This window comes from Echinicola jeungdonensis (assembly GCF_030409905.1).
GTDB classification, from domain to species: Bacteria; Bacteroidota; Bacteroidia; order Cytophagales; family Cyclobacteriaceae; genus Echinicola; species Echinicola jeungdonensis.
In genome coordinates, this window is record NZ_JAUFQT010000001.1 from 1238862 (window position 1) to 1261195 (window position 22334).

Annotated in this window: 15 protein-coding genes and 2 tRNA genes; 12 read left to right on the forward strand and 5 right to left on the reverse strand. The window is 41.4% G+C overall.

Annotated elements, in window-relative coordinates:
• Window positions 1-223 precede the first annotated feature (223 nt).
• Window positions 224-296, reverse strand: a tRNA-Phe gene (locus QWY93_RS05275).
• Between the two features lie 102 nt (window positions 297-398).
• On the opposite strand from QWY93_RS05275, the gene QWY93_RS05280 reads away from it, so the two are divergent.
• The 6 genes from QWY93_RS05280 (at window position 399) to QWY93_RS05305 (ending at window position 8382) form a co-directional block, all read left to right on the forward strand.
• Window positions 399-1733: a 4Fe-4S dicluster domain-containing protein gene (locus QWY93_RS05280; protein ID WP_290247129.1), complete on the forward strand. Its 1335-nt coding sequence runs from the start codon at window positions 399-401 to the stop codon at window positions 1731-1733.
• A gap of 154 nt (window positions 1734-1887) precedes the next feature.
• Window positions 1888-2682: a (Fe-S)-binding protein gene (locus QWY93_RS05285; RefSeq protein ID WP_290247130.1), complete on the forward strand. Its 795-nt coding sequence runs from the start codon at window positions 1888-1890 to the stop codon at window positions 2680-2682.
• A 368-nt stretch (window positions 2683-3050) separates the two neighbouring features.
• A complete protein-coding gene (locus QWY93_RS05290; RefSeq protein ID WP_290247131.1) occupies window positions 3051-3539 on the forward strand; it encodes a hypothetical protein in 489 nt (162 codons plus the stop codon).
• A gap of 60 nt (window positions 3540-3599) precedes the next feature.
• A complete protein-coding gene (locus tag QWY93_RS05295; RefSeq protein ID WP_290247132.1) occupies window positions 3600-5528 on the forward strand; it encodes a CHU_0125 family OmpA-like outer membrane integrity protein in 1929 nt (642 codons plus the stop codon).
• Window positions 5529-5856: 328 nt separating this feature from the next.
• Entirely contained in the window at window positions 5857-7023 is a 1167-nt protein-coding gene (locus QWY93_RS05300) for an AIR synthase related protein (protein WP_290247133.1), read from the forward strand.
• 39 nt (window positions 7024-7062) lie between these two features.
• Window positions 7063-8382 carry a neutral/alkaline non-lysosomal ceramidase N-terminal domain-containing protein gene (locus tag QWY93_RS05305; RefSeq protein ID WP_290247134.1) on the forward strand — a complete coding sequence of 440 codons (1320 nt, stop codon included), beginning with the start codon at window positions 7063-7065 and terminating at the stop codon, window positions 8380-8382.
• Window positions 8383-8497: 115 nt separating this feature from the next.
• On the opposite strand, the gene QWY93_RS05310 is transcribed toward QWY93_RS05305, so the two are convergent.
• Window positions 8498-9121: a class I SAM-dependent methyltransferase gene (locus tag QWY93_RS05310; RefSeq protein WP_290247135.1), complete on the reverse strand. Its 624-nt coding sequence runs from the start codon at window positions 9119-9121 to the stop codon at window positions 8498-8500.
• A gap of 75 nt (window positions 9122-9196) precedes the next feature.
• Window positions 9197-10069: a hypothetical protein gene (locus QWY93_RS05315; RefSeq protein ID WP_290247136.1), complete on the reverse strand. Its 873-nt coding sequence runs from the start codon at window positions 10067-10069 to the stop codon at window positions 9197-9199.
• Window positions 10070-10133: 64 nt separating this feature from the next.
• Here QWY93_RS05315 and QWY93_RS05320 point away from each other — a divergent pair, with 64 nt between their 5' ends.
• Window positions 10134-10769: a GDSL-type esterase/lipase family protein gene (locus tag QWY93_RS05320; protein ID WP_290247137.1), complete on the forward strand. Its 636-nt coding sequence runs from the start codon at window positions 10134-10136 to the stop codon at window positions 10767-10769.
• 216 nt (window positions 10770-10985) lie between these two features.
• Here QWY93_RS05320 and gcvP read toward each other — a convergent pair whose 3' ends face one another.
• Entirely contained in the window at window positions 10986-13886 is a 2901-nt protein-coding gene (gene gcvP / locus QWY93_RS05325) for an aminomethyl-transferring glycine dehydrogenase (protein ID WP_290247138.1), read from the reverse strand.
• A gap of 196 nt (window positions 13887-14082) precedes the next feature.
• On the opposite strand from gcvP, the gene QWY93_RS05330 reads away from it, so the two are divergent.
• A complete protein-coding gene (locus QWY93_RS05330; RefSeq protein ID WP_290247139.1) occupies window positions 14083-15573 on the forward strand; it encodes a M28 family peptidase in 1491 nt (496 codons plus the stop codon).
• A 252-nt stretch (window positions 15574-15825) separates the two neighbouring features.
• Here QWY93_RS05330 and QWY93_RS05335 read toward each other — a convergent pair whose 3' ends face one another.
• A complete protein-coding gene (locus QWY93_RS05335; RefSeq protein WP_290247140.1) occupies window positions 15826-17181 on the reverse strand; it encodes a DEAD/DEAH box helicase in 1356 nt (451 codons plus the stop codon).
• Window positions 17182-17258: 77 nt separating this feature from the next.
• Between QWY93_RS05335 and QWY93_RS05340 the strand changes: the two genes are divergently transcribed.
• From QWY93_RS05340 to QWY93_RS05355, 4 genes are all read left to right on the forward strand, one after another.
• Window positions 17259-18608 carry a dihydroorotase gene (locus QWY93_RS05340; protein ID WP_290248827.1) on the forward strand — a complete coding sequence of 450 codons (1350 nt, stop codon included), beginning with the start codon at window positions 17259-17261 and terminating at the stop codon, window positions 18606-18608.
• Between the two features lie 75 nt (window positions 18609-18683).
• Window positions 18684-18759 (forward strand) — tRNA-His (locus tag QWY93_RS05345).
• A 363-nt stretch (window positions 18760-19122) separates the two neighbouring features.
• The gene (locus tag QWY93_RS05350) at window positions 19123-21039 is read left to right on the forward strand and encodes an amylo-alpha-1,6-glucosidase (RefSeq protein ID WP_290247141.1); all 1917 of its coding nucleotides are present in this window, start codon (window positions 19123-19125) and stop codon (window positions 21037-21039) included.
• Between the two features lie 12 nt (window positions 21040-21051).
• The gene (locus QWY93_RS05355) at window positions 21052-22332 is read left to right on the forward strand and encodes a glycosyltransferase family 4 protein (protein ID WP_290247142.1); all 1281 of its coding nucleotides are present in this window, start codon (window positions 21052-21054) and stop codon (window positions 22330-22332) included.
• The last annotated feature ends 2 nt before the right edge of the window (window positions 22333-22334 follow it).

Below are 22334 nucleotides of genomic sequence, written 5' to 3' on the forward strand. Positions count from 1 at the left end.
AGCTGTCTTTTAAGCATTCTAATCAATTTCACCTTCCTTCATTACGCCCATTCAGACAAAATAGGTTAATTTTAAAAATTCATATCAAATGGAAAACAACAACCCATTATTTGTAATTGGTACACAAAAATAAAATCATGGATTATAACAAAATTAATTTCACCCATCTTGACCAGTTCCAAAAGGGCATAAAAAAAGCCTTGAATTTCTTCAAGGCTTTGGGTGGTGATGAGTGGGCTCGAACCACCGACTCACGGATTTTCAGTCCGATGCTCTACCAACTGAGCTACATCACCGTGTTAGAGTGATGCAAAGGTAGGTATTTGTTCTTTCCATGCAAACCCTAATCAAAAAAAAATATTTAAGAAAATTTCGACCAAATCAATAAACAATTCAATATGAGTATCTTACCGCAATTAATTTTTATCCTTGTTTTTGCGGGTGCAGGGTATATTCTTTACAAAAGGATTTCCTTCCTTAGAAGAAATATATTACTGGGTAAAGCCGAAAGCAGAAATGATCAACCTTCAGAAAGGTGGAAAACCATGGGGCTTGTAGCATTTGGGCAACAAAAAATGTTCAAACGATGGCTTCCAGCTGTATTGCACCTGATGATTTACCTTGGGTTCATCATTATTAACTTGGAGGTAGCCGAATTTATCATTGATGGCTTTTCAGGCCAGCACCGGGTATTTGCCCCCTTTTTAGGAGGGTTTTACACGGCCGCCATCAACGGATTTGAATTCCTGGCTGCTGCTGTTTTATTTTCCTGTGTTGTTTTTCTGATCCGAAGGAACATTACCAGGGTTCCCAGGCTGACCATGAAAGAACTCAATGGTTGGCCAGCTTTGGATGCCAACCTGATCCTTATCATTGAAATTGCTCTGATGGTGGCCATCCTTACCATGAATGCTACTGACCAGCTTTTGGCAGAAAAGGGGAATCCGCATTACCTTGCCCTGGGACCGCTTTTCTTTAGCGGATTAATCAAGCCCATATTTGCGGGATTAAGTGAAGGGGCATTGGTGTTTCTTGAACGCTTTGCTTGGTGGTTTCACATTATTGGCATTTTGGCATTTGCCATTTACATTACTTATTCCAAGCATTTACATATTTTCCTGGCTTTCCCAAATACCTGGTATTCCAACCTCAAACCAAAAGGGGAAATGGAAAATATGCCGGAAATCACCAATGAAGTTAATATGATGCTAGGAATCCAATCTGAGGAAAATGCAGCAGCCCCGGAAGAAATAGGTCGCTTTGGTGCCAAGGACATCAATGACCTCAGTTGGGTCAATATTATGAACGCCTATGCTTGTACGGAATGTGGCCGTTGCACCTCAGAATGCCCTGCCAACATCACTGGAAAGAAGCTTTCTCCCCGTAAAATCATGATGGACGTAAGAGACAGGGCTGATGAAGTAGGGCAAAGCCTGGACAAAGGAGGAAAAGGGCTGGAAGACGGCAAATCCCTATTGGGTGATTATATTAGCAAGGAAGAAATCAATGCCTGCACTAGTTGTAATGCATGTGTTGAAGCCTGTCCGGTAAACATTGACCCTTTAACTATTATTATGCAAATGCGGCGATATGTGGCCATGGAAGAAAGTGGTTCTCCTGCTCAGTGGAACTCCATGTTCCAAAATATGGAAACCAGCTTTTCCCCTTGGAAATTTGCACCAACAGACCGCTTCAATTGGGCAGACAAGGTGAAAGATGAAGATATGCCTTAAAATAATACCTAGGTAAGTCCAATATCTCACATAAGTTTAACTTTATGTATCCTGCCTATTTTAGTAAGAAGAAAAAAACCACAATATTTCCCTAAATCGAAAGGAATTAGGGAAATACAAAAATCAAATTTGAAATTAAAAAGCAAAAAAAAGCATGTCAACCTATAAAGTACCCACTATGGCCGAAATGGCCGCATCAGGAGAAAGCCCTGAAATATTATTTTGGGTAGGCTGTGCGGGCTCTTTTGATGACCGCTACAAAGCCGTCACGCAGGCTTTTGTCAAAATCCTCAATAAAGTAGGTATCAGTTTTGCAGTGCTTGGGCCGGAGGAAGCTTGTACCGGTGACCCTGCCAGAAGAGCTGGAAATGAATTCCTGTTCCAAATGCAAGCTGTAGGCAATATCCAGGTCATGAATGGCTACAATGTCAAAAAAGTAGTCACTGCTTGCCCCCACTGCTTCAATACCATAAAAAATGAATATCCCGCATTAGGTGGGAATTATGAAGTAATTCACCACAGCCAATTCCTACAATCTCTGATCAATGAGGGAAAGATAGCCCTGAAAGGAGGTGGTGATTTCCAAGGCAAAAAAATCACTTTCCATGACAGCTGTTACCTGGGAAGGGCAAATGATGTATATGAAGCTCCTAGAGAAATCATCAAAGCCCTGGATGTGGAATTGGTGGAAATGAAGCGGTGCCGCAGCAAAGGCCTTTGTTGCGGAGCAGGAGGGGCACAAATGTTCAAAGAGCCAGAGCCTGGCAAAAAAGACATCAACATCGAAAGGACAGAAGAAGCACTGAACACTGGTGCATCTGCCATTGCAGTAGGCTGCCCTTTCTGCCTGACAATGATGTCTGACGGTGTTAAAAATAAAGAAAAAGAAAACGAGGTGAAGGTATTTGACCTTGCCGAACTGATCGCCAAAGACCAGGGCTTGTCTTAAACCCCTGGTCACCTTTTTCTTCTGGAAACATTATTCAATTAAAAATATTATCCCAATGGTTATTTTTTACCCTTAGGAATCATCTCGAAACTTTTCATCCTAATTCCATTTACCTATTTTATTTGGGCCTTGGTGGATGTAGTTCAAAGCCAGTTTCCCTAAAGGGAAATCAAAATCACTTGGGTAGAGGGGTATATCTTCGTCCCATTTTTCAGATTCATTTTGCACCTATTGTCGAGTAGAAAAACAAATTCCCCAGATATTAACCATTTTATACTTCAAAAAGCATCAAAAAGCCCTATTTTACCGTTTAGAAAGTAGGGCTTTTTGACCCCGAAATTGCATTAAAAAATAAAAAATAATAAACCATGTATTTGCCTTTTGAACAAATGCCAGAATCATCCAGGGTATGGGTATATCAAGCCAACAGACCCTTCACCCCTGAGGAAAGCAACTTTATTGAAAACAGACTTACTGCTTTTTGTAATGAATGGACAACCCATGGCGATTTGATGCCTACCTCTTTTGATATCAAATACAACCAGGTCATTGTACTGTCAGTGGATGAATCTCAGATTGGTGCCAGCGGTTGTTCCATTGACAGCTCAGTTCAAGCCCTCCGGGAAATTGAAACAGCACTGGAAATCAACCTGCTAGACAAGGGTAAAATTTCATTTATTGAAAAAGATCAAATTACCCAAAGCAGTTTGGGAAAAATAAAGGACCATATTGATTCTGGTCATCTGACCGAAGAAACTCCTGTCTTAAACCCTATTATTTCTACAAAAGAGGATTTAAAATCAAAATGGGTTATTCCGGCCAAACAAAGTTGGTTGAACAAATATTTTGTGAATTAATTCTGATAAATCTTCTATATTAGAGCAAAGGTCAATAAATACAAAAGTTAAATTCCCAAGATGAAAAACCGTTTTCTTCTCCCTGTCTTTTTGGTCTTCCTGTTCTTGGCTGCCTGCAAGAGTCTGCAGCAAAAGGGAGCGGAGCAATTTAAAACCGGGGAATATCAATTGGCCATTGGGACCTTTTCCAGGATATTGGAAAACAATCCGGAAAACACTGAGGCCAATTTTTATATAGCAGAAAGCTACCGGCTTTCCAACCGAATCGAAGATGCTCTTCCCTATTACAATAAGTTATTGGAGGAGGAGGGTTCTTTCGAGAACTATTTTAAAAAAGCTAAAAGCCTCCACGACAGGGGAGAATATGAAGAAGCGGTAGAAACCTATACCAAGGCCAAGGAACAAACCAATAGCGACAGTTTGATGAACCTGGCAGAAATGGGAATCAAAAACATCAATAAATTAGAAGAAATTGAAAACTATTGGCCTTACCATGAAATTCAGAATTACCAGCTTCTCAACACAGGAGGAATCGATTATGCCCCTGTTGTAAGTGAAAATTTCCTTTATTTTACCAGTTCCAGAGGAGCAGGGGGAGTTTATCCAGCTACCGGACAAGGGTATACCAAACTTTATCGTACGCGTGCCGATGGGATCAAAGTGGATGTTCAGGGCATCCAGCCTCTTCCTGAATTCAGAAACGAAGAAGGCCTAAATCAGGGCGCCATTGCTATTAGCCCAGATGGCAACACCATCATTTATGCCCGTGGAAATTCCACCAGTAAAAATGACTTGCCCGAGGTAAATTTATTTGCTTCTTATTTCAAGGGAACCACCTTCACTGATCCGATTTGGATGCCCGTCAACGAGGAGGAAACCTATTGGAATTCCACCCCAGCATTTAGCCCGGACGGACAAGTCCTGTACTTTTCCTCCAACAGACCCGGGGGCTATGGAGGCACAGACCTTTACAAAGCCACCAAACTGGCCAATGGAGATTTTGGTAATGCTCAAAATCTGGGTCCAGAAATCAACACCCCGGGAAATGAAATGTTTCCCCGCCCAGTATCCTCAGATGAATTTTTCTTTTCTTCAGATGGACACCCCGGCTTTGGGAAACTGGATATTTTTGTTGCCAAAACGGAAGATGGGAAAACAACTGTAAAAAACCTTGGAAAAAACATCAATTCCACTGCAGATGATTTTGGCATTTACTTCACTAATTACCCCAAAGAAGGTTTTATTAGTTCCAACCGTGAAGGGGGAGTGGGCGATGATGACATTTATTATTTTGAAGACAAAACCCCTAAACCCAAATTGGTCAATGTATTTCTGAAAGTCACTACCCTTCAAAAAACCGGAGAGGATACTGAAGAAGTGCTTCCACAAACCCGTGTAGCGGTATATGACAGCACAAGAACCATGGTTGGCGGGGATTTTTCCAATTCCCAAGGGGAATTACGATTCAAGCTTCAACCCAATTCAGTCTATTCAATCGTTGCTTCGAAAAACGGCTATTTTACCAAAAGCATCAATTACAGCACCAAAGGGAAAACGCCCCCTAAGGAGGAACTGGTACAAGATATTACCAATGTTTCTCTGGACACTACCTTGGTATTGGATAAATTGGAATTGGAAAAAGCCATTGTTCTTGAAAACATCTATTACGACCTGGACAAAGCCAATATTCGTCCTGATGCTGCCAAGGAATTGGACAAATTGGTCAAAATCCTAAAAGACAATCCTGAGATAAGGATAGAGTTGAGTTCACACACCGATGACCGGGCGAGTGACGCATATAATGACGACCTTTCACAAAGAAGGGCTGAATCTGCTGTTAACTATATTGTATCCCAGGGCATCGACAAAGACCGGTTGGTGGCTAAAGGATATGGCAAACGCCAATTGTTGATAGAAAATGCCCAAACAGAAGAAGAGCACCAAACCAACAGAAGGACAGAGTTTAAAGTAATCGAAATAGAAGAGTAATAGTTTAAACCCTCAATGCGATACAAAACCCGCAGCTCTCCTTGCTCTGTGGGTTTTGTTTTCCAACTTGAATAAAATATTTAGGGTATCTGTTAATGCCTTCTAATTCTATTTCCATTTTTCCCCAAGCAAAGGAGGCCCCCATTGTTATTTTTGGTTGGGGTGAGGCAAAACTTTTTTCTCATGGCTAATAAATACAGTTATTCCTTAAATTATTACTCATCCAATAAAAATCATGGAAGTAATTAGCAAGTAAGCTTATGCCTGATTTCCCTATCCTTCCTAAAATCCTTACCTTTACCAAAAATATAACAAAGTCGATATTCTGATGAACGAAAGATATATGCAAAGAGGCGTGTCTGCCTCCAAGGAAGATGTGCACAAGGCCATCTCCAATTTGGACAAAGGGCTATACCCCAAAGCTTTTTGCAAGATTGTGGAAGACACCTTGGGTAATGATCCCAATTATTGCAATATCATGCATGCAGATGGAGCAGGTACCAAGTCCTCACTGGCCTATCTTTACTGGAAAGAAACCGGGGACCTTAATGTCTGGAAAGGAATTGCCCAGGATGCCATTATAATGAATATAGACGATCTGCTTTGTGTGGGAGCCATCAACAACATTTTGGTTTCCTCCACTATTGGTAGAAACAAAAACCTTATCCCCGGGGAAGTTATTGCTGCCATCATTAATGGTACCGAAGAAGTACTCCAAATGCTTCGTGACAATGGTGTCAATGCCATTTTAACCGGGGGTGAAACCGCTGATGTTGGAGACCTGGTTAGGACAATAATTGTGGACAGCACCGTTACTGCAAGGATGCCCCGCGAGGAAGTGATCTCCAATGATAAAATCCAGGCTGGAGACGTTATTGTCGGCCTTTCCTCTTATGGTCAAGCCAAATATGAAGATTTTTATAATGGGGGAATGGGCAGTAATGGTTTAACTTCTGCACGTCATGATGTCTTTAGCAAAGTTTTGAAAACCAATTATCCAGAAAGTTTTGACCCCTCAGTTCCGAATGATCTGGTCTACTCCGGGAAATATCAATTGACTGACCCCGCACCAGGTACACCTGTAGATATGGGGAAACTGGTTTTGTCTCCCACCAGAACCTATGCACCAATTATGGTGGAAGCTTTAAAGTATTTGAGGCCTCATATCCATGGATTGGTCCATTGCAGTGGTGGAGCTCAAACAAAAGTGCTTCATTTTGTTGATGATGTCCATGTAGTAAAAGACAATTTGTTTGAAACTCCTCCTTTGTTTAAAATCATCCAGGAAGAGAGTAAAACTGACTGGAAGGAGATGTACAAAGTCTTCAATATGGGCCACCGAATGGAGGTTTATTTGGAGGAAAAATATGCCGAGGAGATAATTGACATTGCTGAACAGTATGGCGTGGATGCCCAGGTTATTGGCCGGGTGGAACCATTTGATGGAAAAAAGGTCACCATTAAAAGTGATCACGGTAATTTTGAATACCAATAATATCCCAAACTTCCATTTCAAAAAATGCTTTCAAAACTCATGAAAATATTGGCCTGGTCAACAGGCCTTTTGCTTTTATTGGCACTAGTGCTTCTCAAACAGGTGGATTGGTCTCCATTGGAAGAACAGGGCTATTATCAGGAAACCATGGAAGCTATTGACCAACTTAAATGGGAACAATGGGAAAATGGTTATTGGATGGCGGGTTGGTCGAGTGTTAATGTCACCCCCAGTGATCCGGTAGACCTGGTAGGTTACAAACCCCGCGGGGAATATGAATTTGTGCAGGACAGCAGCTTTGTCAAAGTTTTGGTTTTGGGCAATGGTCAGCAGAATATTGCTTTTTTGAATTATGAGCTATTGATCGTCCATCCCTTTTTGGCAAAATCCATCCAATCCGAAATAAAAGCCCATTCCCCAGAAATTGACCATGCTTATTTCACTGCAACCCATACCCATAGCGGAATGGGAGGATACATTCCAGGTCTGATGGGCAAAATAGCCTTCGGTGGCTTTGATGAGGAAATTGTTGACATGTTGGCAAAAAAGACCATTTATGGCATCCAAAAGGCACTTAACAGCCAAGACACCGTAAAGATCAGCTATAAAAGAACCCCTGCAGCGGATTTTGTGGCCAACAGGTTTATTGCCAGTGATCCCGTAGATCCTTTTTTCAGGCAATTAATCTTTGCAAAGAGAACCGGGGAAAGAGCCACTTTTCTCACCTATGCAGCCCACGCCACCTGTTTGAGCAGTAAATTTATGGGCTTATCTGGGGACTATCCGTTTTACCTGACCCATTACCTAGAAGAGGAATTCGATTTTGCCATTTTTGCGGCTGGAGCTGTAGGCAGCCATAAACCAGTCCCCCACGGAAATGACCCAAAAGCAATAAAAACATATGCAAGGGAGCTGGACTTAATTCTTGATGACAGTATCCCAAAAGCTAAACAAGTTGTCCCCGATAATTTTTCCTGGGGCCATTTCCCTTTATCCCTCCCTGAGGCCCATTACCGAATTAGTGATAATATCCGGTTAAGGCCATGGGTCTTCAATGGTTTATTTGGAGATACCAATGCCCATATTGACCTGGTGAGAATAGGAAACACCCTGCTACTGGCTTCCAGTGGAGAAATATCCGGAGTATTTTATGAAAAATGGGAAAAAATGGCCAAAGCTAAAGGGCTTAACCTGATCATTACCACCTTTAATGGAGGATACATGGGCTATATCACCCCAGACAAATATTATAATCGACATTACCATGAAGTCCGTGACATGAACTGGTATGGCCCTCATAGCGGTTCATATTTTGATGCCATCATCAGCCAAATCATCCAAAAAATACCCAACAGTTAATTCTCAGGAATTATATCAAAAATTTAGTCTAAATGACCTACTGATAAAACCCTGAAAATCAATTAACCAGCCTGTTTAATCCCTAAACTATTCCCAGGCGAGATATAACCTTCAATTAATATTTTGAAAATAAAATGGACTTGATCCAGCCACTATCAAATTCAGTTAGGACCTTTTCTTTCCAACCAAAGGAGTCAAAGTATCGAAAATAATCAGGAAGGTTTTTACGGGGATTATTGCTCACCCATTTGAAAAAAGTCATCATCAAAGAAAGCAACCTGGCCTTTTCTTTCTTTTCAAAAAAGTCGGTAAATATCCAAAGGCTAGAAGATTTGGTTTTTTCCTCCAATTCCTGGAACAGATTTTGGATTTCTTTGTCTGGCAAAATATCCAAAAAAAACTGTGTCACCACAACATCAAATTTTTCCTTTGGCAACCATGTAAAATCATTTTCATACGTCCAAATAACTCTGTCCCTGATTTCCGGCGGAACTTTTTTCCAAGCCATATCCATCATCACTTTTGACGCCTCCACAAAGTAAACCATACCAGAATACCCCACCCTATTGGCCATTTCTGCCAGGTTTTCACCTGTACCTCCCCCAAGCAATAAAACTTTATCCCCTTCTTTGATCTGTTCCAGATGCTTGAACTTACTCTCAGTATAAGACTTCCCTAAAACCAACTTGGCAATGGGGTCGTAAACTCTCGCGATATAATCATATTGGTTTTGGCTCATTAACTAAAGATATTAATGTTTAGCACATTCTCATTAGCTATAGAAAAATTATTCCACCGAGTGCCTTTATTTTTTTTAAAGGAGTAATAAAATCAATGGGAGCATGTATATCCCATCAATCCGCCTTCTGATTTTTTCTTTTTTAAGGTAGGGTTGAAAAAATGCAATGGCATGAACCAAAAACATAATGGTCAATAACACCAAATGCATATAATAGTAGGAAGGCAGATAAATAGCCAATGCTGCCAAATAGACCAACTCCACTCCAACCAGGCAATTCAATAAACTTTTTATTTTTCCGGTCCCAATTGAATTGACGATTGAGGTCAATTGGTCCCTTTGATCGGAATGCTTATCCAAGTAAGAAAGCAACAGGAGGTTAAACCAGGCCATTAGAAGATAACCCAAGATCATCAACCAAAACACGGTAGGAAAAGGACCTTTTGTATAACGGATCCAAGGTGCCAATACAATCCCCAGTGTGTAAAAGCCCGCGGTTGAAAATTCTTTTAAAAAAATGATTTTTTTTCCATAAAACTTCAAAAACAGGATATTCCCCACTATGAGCAAGCCCAAAATAATTCCAAATGTGATAATCCCTGAAAAATGAACATAATTCCAAACCAGGTACCCCCCCAATATGCCTACCAAAATCAACCAAACCAAGAGCTTATTGAAATGGACCTGATGGAACAGATGGCGGGCAGAACTTGCCCTTCCTTTGATGTTTTTAGCATCCATTAGGTGATCAAAAGTATAAATCCCCCATACTGCCAGGGCCAGCAAGAGGTATTCTACCCAGGTCAATTCCACTTCCAACAATCGCTGGAAAAACAACATCCCAGCACATGCCCCAAGCACCACATCCAGAGATAACCATTGAAAGAAATTGTAATATTTGGAGAGCTTTTGCAAAAACACAAGTGTAAAGATACAATCCTTGCACATTAATTTGAATATCCCCTTACCTTTAAGTCTTATTTTAATTTTACTCATAAATCTCAATGCCCAAATGAAAAAAACCTTATTTACCCTATTTGTTTTACTCAACTTTTTCACCCTTTGCCTTGGCCAAACAAAAATTAAAGTTGCCTGTGTTGGCAACAGCATCACAGAAGGACCGGGAAGGCAACATCCGGAGAGTTACCCCTTATTGATGCAAAATATTCTTGGAGAGGAATATGAAGTGATAAACTTTGGAGTCAGCGGCCGTACTTTACTCAAAAAAGGAGACCGTCCTTATTGGGATGAACCGCAATATGACCAGGTTTTGGATTATGAACCGGATATTGTGGTCATCAAATTGGGCACCAACGATACAAAACCTCAAAACTGGAAACATAAAGAAGAATTTGTAGAAAATTATATTGATATGATCCGATCCTTTGATTCGGCAATGCCTGAAAAGGGAGAAATTTATGTTTGTATTCCCGTTCCCGTGTTTGAGAGCCGCTGGGGAATCAATGCTCCAGTTCTTGAAAAAGAAATGATCCCCATGCTAAAAAAGATCATCAAATCTACCCGTGCAAACAAAATCAATCTCTATCGACCTCTAAAAAAGCATGCGGACCTTTTTCCAGATGGAATTCATCCCAATAGCGAAGGGAATCAGATCATGGCTGAGGTAATAGCAAAGAAAATTGACTAAAAAAACATCCTAAATGGTTCTTTATGGTGTACCCGGTTACAAGTGATTATTTATTTTAAATGGAGGATACAAATAATTATGTTTTTGAAAAGTTAAGATTAATAAATTCAAGTAACTCTGGAGGCTTAAAAGGTTAAGCATGAATATCCACTCACCTTAGACCAATAAAAAAGGCTCTGAAAAGAGCCTTTTTTATTAAAATATGATTTGTATAAATCAAGCCATTTCTTCAAAATGGGCATATTCCTCAACAGGAATACAGCTGCACATCAGGTTCCTATCTCCATACCCAGCATCAATCCTTCTTACCGATGGCCAGAACTTATTGGCTTTAACATAAGGCAATGGATATGCGGCTTTTTCCCTGGAATAAGGGAATTTCCAATCATCACTGGAAACCAAATGGGCAGTATGAGGTGCATTTTTCAATACATTATTTTCTGCATTGAATTTTCCTTCTTCAATTTCCCTGATTTCCTCTCTGATAGAAAGCAAGGCATCACAGAACCTATCCAATTCAGCCAAAGACTCAGATTCCGTTGGTTCTATCATCAAGGTCCCCGCAACAGGAAAAGAGTTTGTAGGTGAATGGAATCCGTAATCCATCAGGCGTTTGGAAACATCTTCCACCTCTACGCCAACTGATTTAAACTGCCTGAAATCCACAATCATCTCATGGGCTGCCCTTCCTTGAGCACCCGTATAAAGGATCGGGAAATAAGGCTCCAGCCTCGCTTTAATATAATTGGTATTGATAATGGCTTGTTCGGTAGCATGTTGAAGGCCCTCTTTTCCCATCATAACGATATAAGCATAGGAAATAGGCAATATGCTGGCACTTCCAAATGGAGCAGCTGAAATAGCCGAAATAGGAGTCTGCCCTCCCGTTTTCACTAATGGATTGCTAGGCAAGAAGGGCATTAAATGATCTGCTACACAGATAGGCCCCATACCTGGCCCCCCACCACCGTGAGGGATACAGAAAGTCTTATGGAGGTTGAGATGGCATACATCCGCTCCGATTTTCCCAGGACTGGTCAAGCCAACCTGGGCATTCATATTGGCACCATCCATATAAACCTGTCCCCCATTTTCGTGAATAATTTGGCACATTTCCCTAATGGCTTCTTCAAATACCCCATGTGTAGAAGGGTAGGTCACCAGGAAGGAGGACAAATTATCCTTGTGTTGTTCGGCTTTTGTTCTGAGATCATCGATGTCAATATTACCCTGTTCATCACATTTAACGATCACCACTTTCATCCCCGCCATAACAGCCGAAGCAGGATTGGTACCATGCGCAGAGGAAGGGATCAATGCCACATTTCTATGGTCCTCTCCCTTACTTTTATGGTACTCATGGATAACCATCAAACCTGCATATTCTCCCTGAGCACCAGAGTTGGGCTGAAGAGAAGTTTCTGCAAATCCGGTAATTTCAGACAGCCAATTTCTCAAATCCTGGAAAAGCTCATAATACCCTGCAGCTTGGTCCTGAGGGGCATAGGGATGCAGTTGGCCAAACTCTGGCCAGGTAACAGGAACCATCTCCGTGGTGGCATTTAACTTCATGGTACAAGAACCCAAGGAAATCATGGAATGCACAAGAGACAAATCCCTGTTTTCCAACCGCTTCAAATAACGAAGCATTTCATGTTCGGAATGGAATGAGTTAAAAATAGGATGTTCCAGATAGGTGGACTTTCTTTCCAGTCCTTCTGGAAATTCCATAGATAATTCCTTGATAAAGGGCTTCAAATCTACCGGGTGGGCACTGTGGTGAGTGGATTTGGAAAATACATCTACGATTTTCTTGACATCCTTCACAGTCTTAGCCTCATCAAATGAAAGATAAATATACCCTTCTTCATACCTAAAATTCATCTTTGCAGAAATGGCAAAAGCCCTGATTTTGGACTGTTGCACATCATCCACCTTGACTTTGAGGGTATCAAAGTAATTGGTATTAACTTGTTCAAATTCTAATTCTGCAAGACCCTGGGCGGTTAATTTGGCCAGACCATGGATCCTGGTAGCAATTTCCTTCAAGCCTTTTGGACCATGGTAAACTGCATACATGGCCGACATCACAGCCAATAATACCTGGGCAGTACAGATATTTGAAGTAGCTCTTTCCCTTTTAATATGTTGTTCCCTGGTTTGGAGGGCCATCCTGTAGGCTTTATTGCCATCCATATCCACTGATGAACCGATGATCCTGCCTGGAACTTGCCTTTTGAAAGCATCCTTGGTGGCAAAATAAGCTGCATGTGGACCACCAAATCCCATCGGAACGCCAAATCGCTGGGTGGTACCAACTACCACTTCTGCACCAAGCTCACCCGGAGGGGTCAGCAGGGTCAAGGCCAGCAAATCAGCAGAAAATGCAGTATAAACCTTGTTTTCCTTGGCTTCATCCACCAAACTTTGGTAATCAATAATTTCCCCATCAGAATTGGGGTATTGCAAAAGCACCCCATAAAGGTCCGGATCCTTCATGTCCAAATCACTCAAAGGCCCCACCACCAAATCAATTCCCACCGGGAGTGCTCTGGTTTTAAGAATTTCCTGGGTTTGGACAAAAACTTTTTCATCAACAAAAAATCGATGCGCTTTTTTCTTGTCTTTTTTACGGGCCGCATAGAGCATATGCATGGCCTCTGCTGCTGCAGTTCCTTCATCTAACAAGGAGGAGTTGGCCAGCTCCATCCCGGTAAGCTCCATCACCATTGTCTGAAAATTAACCAAAGCTTCCAACCTTCCCTGGGAAACTTCCGCTTGATAAGGAGTATAAGAAGTATACCAACCCGGATTTTCTAAAACATTCCGCTGGATAACACCCGGAACAATCGTATCGTAATATCCCAAGCCGATAAAGGATTTAAAAATCTTGTTTTTATTGGCCTGCTTCCTAAAATCTTTCAAAAAAGCAGCTTCAGATTTTGCTTCCGGCAGATCGAGGGCTTTGTCCAATTGGATGGACTTGGGAATGGTCTGGTCGATCAGCTCTTTTACCGATGAAACACCGATCTTTTCCAGCATCAGTAACTTATCCTGTTCTGATGGACCGTTATGTCTGTGTTCAAATTTTACTGTGGGCGTCAAATCAATTTTCATAGCAATACGATACGTCAATAAATCAGGGCAATACCCTTACTTTTGATTGCACAAAGGTATAAATTATTGACCGATAATGATTTTCTTTTCCAAGATTTCTCTGGGGCATTCCCCCATAATCACAAGCAGTTTTAAACTTTTACAAAATATTGTCTAGCTTTAAGAAATAAATCTTTATCAAACTCAATTTATGGGAATGAAGCATAAACACCTTTTGGCCTTTGCCATTGCCCTCCTTGTTTCCTGGCAATCTCAGGCCCAAGAACAACCCGAATCGATCCAATACGCTGCCACCATTACAGAGGCTGACCTGAAAAACCACCTGCAATATCTGGCATCAGACGAACTGGAAGGCAGAGACACCGGGGAAAAGGGCCAAAAACTAGCGGCCAAATATTTGGCTGATTTTTATAAAGAAATAGGCTTGAAAGGCCCTGTTGAGGGTAGTTTTTTTCAACCTTTTGAATTGGCAAGAATCACATGGGGAGATTTGTTCCTAAAAGTAGGCAAACAGAAATTGACCCAAAATGAAGATTATGTTTTTATCGGTGATGCCGACATGAAAAGAAAATCCAAAACCGAACTAGTCTTTTTGGGCCTGGCCAATGAAGAAAATTTAGCCAATATCAACATTAAGGATAAATTTGTAGGTCTTTGGGCCATTGGCATAAATGCTGGAAATGTAGTGGACAAGGTTATGGAAAAAGGTGCAGAGGGAGTCATCATGGTTACCATGGAAGGGCAGGCCAATTTTGACCGCCTTGCCAACCGTTATCAAGCTTTGACTGGGAAAGGCCGGTTAGGTTTTGAAAAGCCCACAAAGGATAAGCCTGTATTCCTGGTCAGTTCCAACAAAATGGCCAAGCTCTTTGAGCAGCCTATTGACATTCTTAAAGAAGCAGCTAAAAACAACCCGGAATCAATCCCTTCAAAGAAATTGAAATTTAAGGTGGAAAAGAAAAAGGAAATGGTGGGTACGGAAAATGTTTTGGGATACCTTGAAGGAACTGACAAGAAGGAAGAAATCCTGGTAATTTCTTCCCATTACGACCATATTGGCATCAATAGTAAAGGAGAAATCAATAATGGAGCAGATGATGATGGCTCAGGCACCGTTTCCGTTTTGGAAATTGCCCAGGCTTTTGCCGAAGCCGCCAAAGAAGGTCATCGACCTAGAAGATCTATTTTGTTCTTAAATGTAACGGGAGAGGAAAAGGGCTTATTAGGTTCGGAATATTATACTGACAACCCTGTATTTCCTCTTCGAAACACGGTTAATAACCTGAATATTGACATGGTCGGAAGGATTGATTATGAATATCAGGATAAAGAATTTAAGGATTATGTGTATGTCATCGGCTCGGATATGCTCTCCAGTCAATTAAAAACCATCATTGAATACAACAACATTACCTATACCGACCTGATCCTTGACTACCGGTACGATGCTGAGGATGATCCCAACCGCTTCTATTATAGATCAGACCATTATAATTTTGCCAAACACAATATCCCAGTTGCATTTTTCTTCAATGGGGTTCACGATGATTACCATCAACCTACCGACACCGTGGACAAAATCGAATTTGATTTGATGGAAAAACGGGCCCGACTGATTTTCTATACGGCTTGGGACTTGGCCAACCGTGAAAACCGCACTCCAGTGGATGGCAGCAATACAAGGTAAAAAGAAAAAAAGCCGCCAAGTTTAAATTAGCGGCTTTTTTTCTTGAATTTAGATTTTTATTGGGCAACGATGGATAAAGTAATTCAGTGAAACCTGACTAAGGTAAGGATTTGTATAACCCCCAATACTTTAAAAAATTGGAAGAATAACCAGGTAAAATGTCACCCTAATAAAATTGGTATAATTAATGGACTTCTCGAATTTAAGGCGGTAACATTCCAAACATTAAACCTAAAAACTTTAAAACCCTCTTTACTTTTTCTGGTTTCTTCGCTTCATCTGGTTCCGGTTTTTCTTGGCCTTGCTATTTTTGTTTCCCCTTTTGGGTTTCTTGGGCTTATGAATATGGCTACTTACATGGGATTTTTTCTCATGGAAAGCCCCTTTGAAATCGGGGTCTGCCTTTCTTTTTTGATTATCAATCTCCCGTTCATAGCCTTGTTTTTCAGCAAATGGAGTAGGAGTAATCTCTACCTCTTGGGGAATTTCTTCCTCCGGTACCTTCATGCGGATAATTTCCTCTATCCGTTCAAAATGGTATCCCTCAGCAGGATTAATAAAGGTAATGGCCTCCCCTTCATTTTCTGCCCTTCCTGTCCGTCCAATCCGGTGGACATAGTCCTCATAAATCAAGGGGACATCAAAATTGATCACATGGCTGACCATACTGATATCCAATCCCCTGGCAGCAACATCAGTGGCCACCAAGATTCTCACCAATCCTGATTTAAAATCCTCCACTGAATTGATCCGCGTATTTTGCCCTTTGTTGGCATGAATTACCCGGATATCCCCCATCCCTTTCCTTTCCAGGTAATTATAAACTGATTCAGCATTTCTCCGGGATTTGGTAAAAACAATGACCCTTTTGACTTTCTCATCATTCAACAAATGGCAAAGAAGGTTGATTTTGGTCTTAATATTTGGGATAAAATATTTGCGCTGGGAAATAGTTTCGGCAGTAGTTGCCTGAAGGGCCACTTCCACCTTTTCCGGAAATTCCAGAAACTCCTCGGAAATCTTTTCTACCCTGCCAGAAAAAGTGGCTGAGAACAGCAGGTTTTGCCGCTTAACAGGAATTACTTCCAAAATGGCTCTGATCTGGGGCATGAAACCCATATCCATCATTTTGTCCGCCTCATCCATTACCATGGTCTTGATATTCCGGACAAATATTTCTCCTTTTTTGTAAAGGTCCATAAATCTACCCGGGGTCGCCACGACAATATCCACCCCTTCCTGCAATTTTTCGATCTGGGTTTTGGGTCCTACCCCACCATAAAGGCAGACGTAACGTAGGTCAGTATTTTTTCCCAGGAAGATGATAGCCTCTTCAATTTGCATTACTAACTCCCTTGTGGGGGCCAAAATTAGGGCCCTGGGGTGATTGCCTTGCGCATATTTTGCTTTCATCAAAAGCGGAAGCACATAGGCAGCAGTTTTACCGGTTCCAGTTTGAGCAATCCCTAGGACATCATTCCCTGCCAAAATCAGGGGAATGGCCTTTTCCTGGATCGGGGTGGGTTTTTCGTACCCCGCTTCACTGACAGCTTCCAAAAGCTGCTTATTCAATTTAAATTTCTCAAAAGACTGCGGGGTATCGGACATGTTTTATTAATTTTAGCTTCCGGTTAAATAAAAGGATTAAAATTCACTTCAAAAAAATCCACGAACAGCAAATTATGATGAAGCGCATATTAATCACAGATGCAAATATAGTAAATGACGGTAAGATTACCCGTGGGGATGTTTTTATTAAAGATGGGTTAATTTTTATTGCCGGTGGAAACCTTAAAGAGTATGAAGCCGATATCACCATCGAAGCCAATGGTAAATACCTCCTCCCCGGCTTGATTGACGACCAAGTACACTTCCGCGAGCCCGGCTTGACCCATAAAGCAGAAATTTACACCGAAGCCAAAGCAGCAGTTGCCGGGGGGATCACATCCTTTATGGAAATGCCGAATACCGTGCCCCAGTCCACTACTTTGGAGTTATTGGAAGAAAAATACAAAATAGCTTCTGAAAGATCCCTTGCCAACTACTCCTTTTACCTCGGAGCCACCAATGACAACCTTGAGGAAATCCTAAAAGCGGATCCTAATAATATTTGCGGGATAAAGGTTTTCCAAGGTTCCTCCACAGGCAATATGTTGGTGGATAATGAAGAAACCCTGGAAAAAATTTTCGCAGAATGTCCTTTACTGATTGCCACACACAGTGAAAACGATGATATCATCAAGGCCAATCTTGAAAAATACAAACAGAAGTACGGGGATGATATTCCGGTCAAATTCCACCCTAAAATCCGGTCTGAAGAAGCCTGCTATGATGCTTCCAAAAAAGTCGTGGACCTGGCCAGAAAACATGGCACCAAGTTGCACATTCTTCATATCAGTACAGGAAAAGAAGTTCAGTTATTTGACAACACCCTTCCCTTGGAGCAAAAGCGGATTACAGCAGAAGCCTGTGTGCACCACCTGTGGTTTTCAGAAGAAGACTATGAGGAAAAAGGAACATTTATCAAATGGAACCCTGCAGTAAAAACCGCCAAAGATCGGGAAGAAATATTAGAAGGTGTATTGGATGATCATATAGATGTCATTGCTACTGATCATGCTCCCCACACCTTGGGGGAAAAGGACAACCCTTATACAAAAGCTCCCTCCGGTGGGCCTTTGGTTCAGCATTGCTTGGTGGCTTTACTGGAGATGTACCATGAAGGCAAAATCAGACTGGAAGACATTGTCCAAAAAACCAGTCACAATGTGGCCACCTTGTTTGAGATTGAAAAAAGGGGCTTTATCCGGCCAAGTTATCATGCTGATTTGGTGTTAGTGGACCTGGAGGCTCCCTGGACAGTCAACAGGGACAATATTATTTCTAAATGTGGTTGGTCTCCTTTTGAAGGGCAGACCTTCCGCTCAAGTATCACACATACAATAGTTTCCGGTCAATTGGTTTATGAAAACGGGATCTTTAACGAAGACAAAATGGGTGAAAGGCTAAAATTTTCCAGAAAATTATCTGAGTAATCTATTGTTTTGAAATAAGCAGTATATTACATTTGCAATCCAATCAGGAAAAAGTCCTGATAACAATTCAAAAATGGTGATTGTAGCTCAGTTGGTTAGAGCGCTGGTTTGTGGCACCAGAGGTCGCCGGTTCGAATCCGGTCTTTCACCCGAAACCCCTCGCCCACCGAGGGGTTTTATTTTTATCAGCCCAGAAGGAACCTAAATGGCATACATTTTGTAAAATTTGTTATTGATCGAACCCTTAAACTAATTAGATAATGTTTACATTATTCAAACCATCGCCAAGCTTCCCAAAAGTTAAACCTGTGAATTTAAAAAATATTCACATGTATATGGTGAAGTTTGAAGAGTCCCTCAAGAATTTTGAGGAGGTTCAAAAAGAAAATATCAACTCTTATCCCCGATAGAATCAAGAGGGTCATAAAATCATAACCTTTATTTTTGGTGCATTTATTTTTCTTTTAAGAGTATTGGAGTATTTTTATAAAGACGCAAACTTTAACATTACTCCATGAGCTACATCCATTTTGACAAAACAGAATTAATCAACCTTAATTACTCCTTAGAAAAGGAAATCATTCGATCAAACAGGTCAGGGTCCTACACCAGCACCACCATCATTGGATGTAATACCCGGAAATATCATGGACTGCTAGTTGCCCCTCAGCCCCAGATTGACAGCCAACTCCATGTACTGCTTTCCACGGTTCATGAAACCGTCATTCAAAGAGGGGCAAGTTTTCATTTGGGCTTGACAAAATATCCAGGCCTATATTTCCCCCGGGGCCACAAATACTTGGAAGATTTCAGCTCTGAGCCCATCCCCCAATTACTTTACAGGGTGGGCGGCGTCATGCTCAAAAAAGAATTAATCCTGGACAGCCATGCCGACAGGGTGATGGTCAAATACACCTTAATGGATGCCCATTCTCCCACAACCCTTCAGATTAACCCATTTTTGGCTTTTAGAGGTTACCATAGCCTTAGCAAGGCAAATACCTTCGTGAATAAAAAATACAACCCCATCAACCAGGGTGTTCAATTTCAATTATATGATGCTTACCAGCCCCTGTCCTTACAAATTTCCAAGGAAAATGAATTTGTACCCGTTCCAGATTGGCACTATAACATAGAATATTTATGTGAAAAAGAACGTGGGTACGATTACCAAGAAGACCTATATGTACCCGGATATTTTGAATTTGATATCGAAAAAGGGGAATCCGTAATTTTTTCCGCAGGCCTGGAAGAGGCAGACCCAAGCCTTTTGGCCTCTGCATTTGATGATGAAATCAGTCGAAGAATTCCCCGTAGCAATTTTGAAAACTGCCTCAAAAACTCGGCTGGGCAATTTATCGCCAGAAGAAACGGGGAAACCAGAGTTGTTGCCGGCTATCCCTGGTTTGGATGGTGGGGAAGGGATACTTTCATTGCCCTCCCAGGGCTAACTTTAGCCCAGGGAGACTCCGGAGCATTTTTGGAAGTAATGGACACCATGTCCAAAGACCTCCACGGAGCCTTGTTTCCCAATGTGGGCAGTGGAGTGGAAACCAATATGAAATCCCTGGATGCTCCCCTGTGGTATTTTTGGGCGTGGCAACAGTATGAAAAATTTACCAATGATCGAAAAACCATTACAGAAAAATACCTCCCCAAACTCCAAGGCATAATTGATGGCTTTATTAATGGCACAGATTATAACATTAAAGTTCAGGATAACGGGCTTTTGTTTGGAGGTCAAGAAGGGGTAGCCCTTACCTGGATGGATGCTGTGACCACCAATGGCCCGGTAACCCCAAGATCAGGTTGCCCTGTTGAAATCAATGCACTCTGGTACAATGCCCTCTGTTATTTATTTGAACTTACCGGAGAACAAAAAATCGATGACCTTGCCCAAAAGGTCAAAGCAGCTTTTATTGAAAATTTTTGGGATGAAGAAAAACAATACCTGGCAGATGTCATTAAAAACGGTGCAAAAGACTGGTCCATCAGACCCAATATGGTCTTTGCCACTTCCCTACCCTACAGCCCTCTAGAAGATGAACAAAAAGCAGAAATACTAGAAACCATAAAACTTAATTTACTTACTCCCAGGGGTTTGAGAACTCTTCCTCCGGATGATCCCTCATACAAGGGTTACTACCAGGGCAATCAATACCAAAGGGACAATGCTTATCACCAGGGTACCGTTTGGCCATGGTTATTAGGCCATTTTGTGGAAGGATATCTTAAAATCCACGGAAATGCAGGCAAACATATGGTGGAAAACCTGATCAAAGGTTTTGATGAAACCATGGCACAATACGGTGTGGGCACTATTGCCGAAATATACGATGGGGACCCTCCTCACCGACCCCAGGGCGCTATCTCTCAAGCCTGGAGCGTAGGGGAACTGTTACGAATCATGCATCTAGTCAAAAATCTTTAACCAATATTTTTAATGAAGGTATTAATGTTTGGGTGGGAATTTCCACCACATATTTCAGGTGGATTGGGTACTGCCTGCTATGGATTACTAAAAGGAATGGCACAATATAACCATGAGATTATTTTTGTGGTACCCAAACTGTGGGGCGATGAAGATCTCTTGGCTGATTTTGTAAGTGCCAGTGATGTTCAAATCGATTACAGGGAAAAAAAGTTTAAAGAAATCTGGGAACAGCTTACCTACCTTGAAGTCAGCTCCTTTCTTGTTCCCTATCTTGGCCCGGAGGAATTTGCCAAATATTCCGATGCCAGTATTCATGACCGAACTGACGTAGCCGAAAGTATTTTTGCCAATAAGTTTTCCTTTAGCGGGAAATACGGCATTGACCTGATCATGGAAGTTTCCCGTTACGCACTTGTCGCTGGGCAAATTGCCAAAAACAAGGAGCATGACATCATCCATGCACACGATTGGCTTTCCTTTCCCGCGGGAATTGCTGCCAAGAAAGTTAGTGGAAAACCACTGATCGTCCATGTCCACGCCACCGAATTTGACAGGTCAGGTGAGCATGTCAATCAGAAAGTTTATGAAATTGAAAAGTCAGGCATGGAAGCTGCCGATAAAATTATCGCCGTCAGCAACCTGACAAAAAAAATAATCGTCGAAAAATACGGTATTCCCGCAGAAAAGGTAAATGTCATCCACAATGCCGTTTTGGATGTCAGTATCACCCAAAACAATGCAAGAAAAAATGTTCCGGAAAAAATAGTTACCTTTTTGGGAAGAATCACCTTTCAAAAAGGTCCAGAATATTTTATTGAAGCTGCCAATAAAGTACTCCAAAGAGATAACAATGTCCGTTTTGTCATGGCAGGATCGGGAGATTTGCTTAACCGGATGATAGACAGAGTGGCGGAATTACGTATTGCAACCAAATTTCATTTTACCGGATTTTTGAAAGGAAATGATGTGGACCAGATGTTTGCAATCAGTGATGTTTATGTAATGCCTTCTGTATCCGAACCTTTTGGGATATCCCCATTAGAAGCAGTAAGGCATAATACCCCTGTAATCATTTCCAAACAATCCGGGGTGTCTGAGGTGTTAAACAACGCACTAAAAATTGATTTCTGGGACATTGATGCCATGGCTGATTCCATCTTTGCACTTCTCCATTATAAAGGTATCAATCAGATGTTCCGTCACCTTGGCACCGAAGAACTCAAGCGACTAAAATGGGAACATGTCGCTGAGAAAATATTTAACCTCTATCATCAAACCATAAACAATTAAAT

Bases quoted from the DNA above. Each gene is read 5' to 3' on its own strand.
- QWY93_RS05280 (WP_290247129.1), top strand. From the start codon at position 399: ATGAGTATCTTACCGCAATTAATTTTTATCCTTGTTTTTGCGGGTGCA.
- QWY93_RS05285 (WP_290247130.1), top strand. From the start codon at position 1,888: ATGTCAACCTATAAAGTACCCACTATGGCCGAAATGGCCGCATCAGGA.
- QWY93_RS05290 (WP_290247131.1), top strand. From the start codon at position 3,051: ATGTATTTGCCTTTTGAACAAATGCCAGAATCATCCAGGGTATGGGTA.
- QWY93_RS05295 (WP_290247132.1), top strand. From the start codon at position 3,600: ATGAAAAACCGTTTTCTTCTCCCTGTCTTTTTGGTCTTCCTGTTCTTG.
- QWY93_RS05300 (WP_290247133.1), top strand. From the start codon at position 5,857: ATGAACGAAAGATATATGCAAAGAGGCGTGTCTGCCTCCAAGGAAGAT.
- QWY93_RS05305 (WP_290247134.1), top strand. From the start codon at position 7,063: ATGAAAATATTGGCCTGGTCAACAGGCCTTTTGCTTTTATTGGCACTA.
- QWY93_RS05310 (WP_290247135.1), bottom strand. From the start codon at position 9,121: ATGAGCCAAAACCAATATGATTATATCGCGAGAGTTTACGACCCCATT.
- QWY93_RS05315 (WP_290247136.1), bottom strand. From the start codon at position 10,069: ATGTGCAAGGATTGTATCTTTACACTTGTGTTTTTGCAAAAGCTCTCC.
- QWY93_RS05320 (WP_290247137.1), top strand. From the start codon at position 10,134: ATGAAAAAAACCTTATTTACCCTATTTGTTTTACTCAACTTTTTCACC.
- gcvP (WP_290247138.1), bottom strand. From the start codon at position 13,886: ATGAAAATTGATTTGACGCCCACAGTAAAATTTGAACACAGACATAAC.
- QWY93_RS05330 (WP_290247139.1), top strand. From the start codon at position 14,083: ATGAAGCATAAACACCTTTTGGCCTTTGCCATTGCCCTCCTTGTTTCC.
- QWY93_RS05335 (WP_290247140.1), bottom strand. From the start codon at position 17,181: ATGTCCGATACCCCGCAGTCTTTTGAGAAATTTAAATTGAATAAGCAG.
- QWY93_RS05340 (WP_290248827.1), top strand. From the start codon at position 17,259: ATGAAGCGCATATTAATCACAGATGCAAATATAGTAAATGACGGTAAG.
- QWY93_RS05350 (WP_290247141.1), top strand. From the start codon at position 19,123: ATGAGCTACATCCATTTTGACAAAACAGAATTAATCAACCTTAATTAC.
- QWY93_RS05355 (WP_290247142.1), top strand. From the start codon at position 21,052: ATGAAGGTATTAATGTTTGGGTGGGAATTTCCACCACATATTTCAGGT.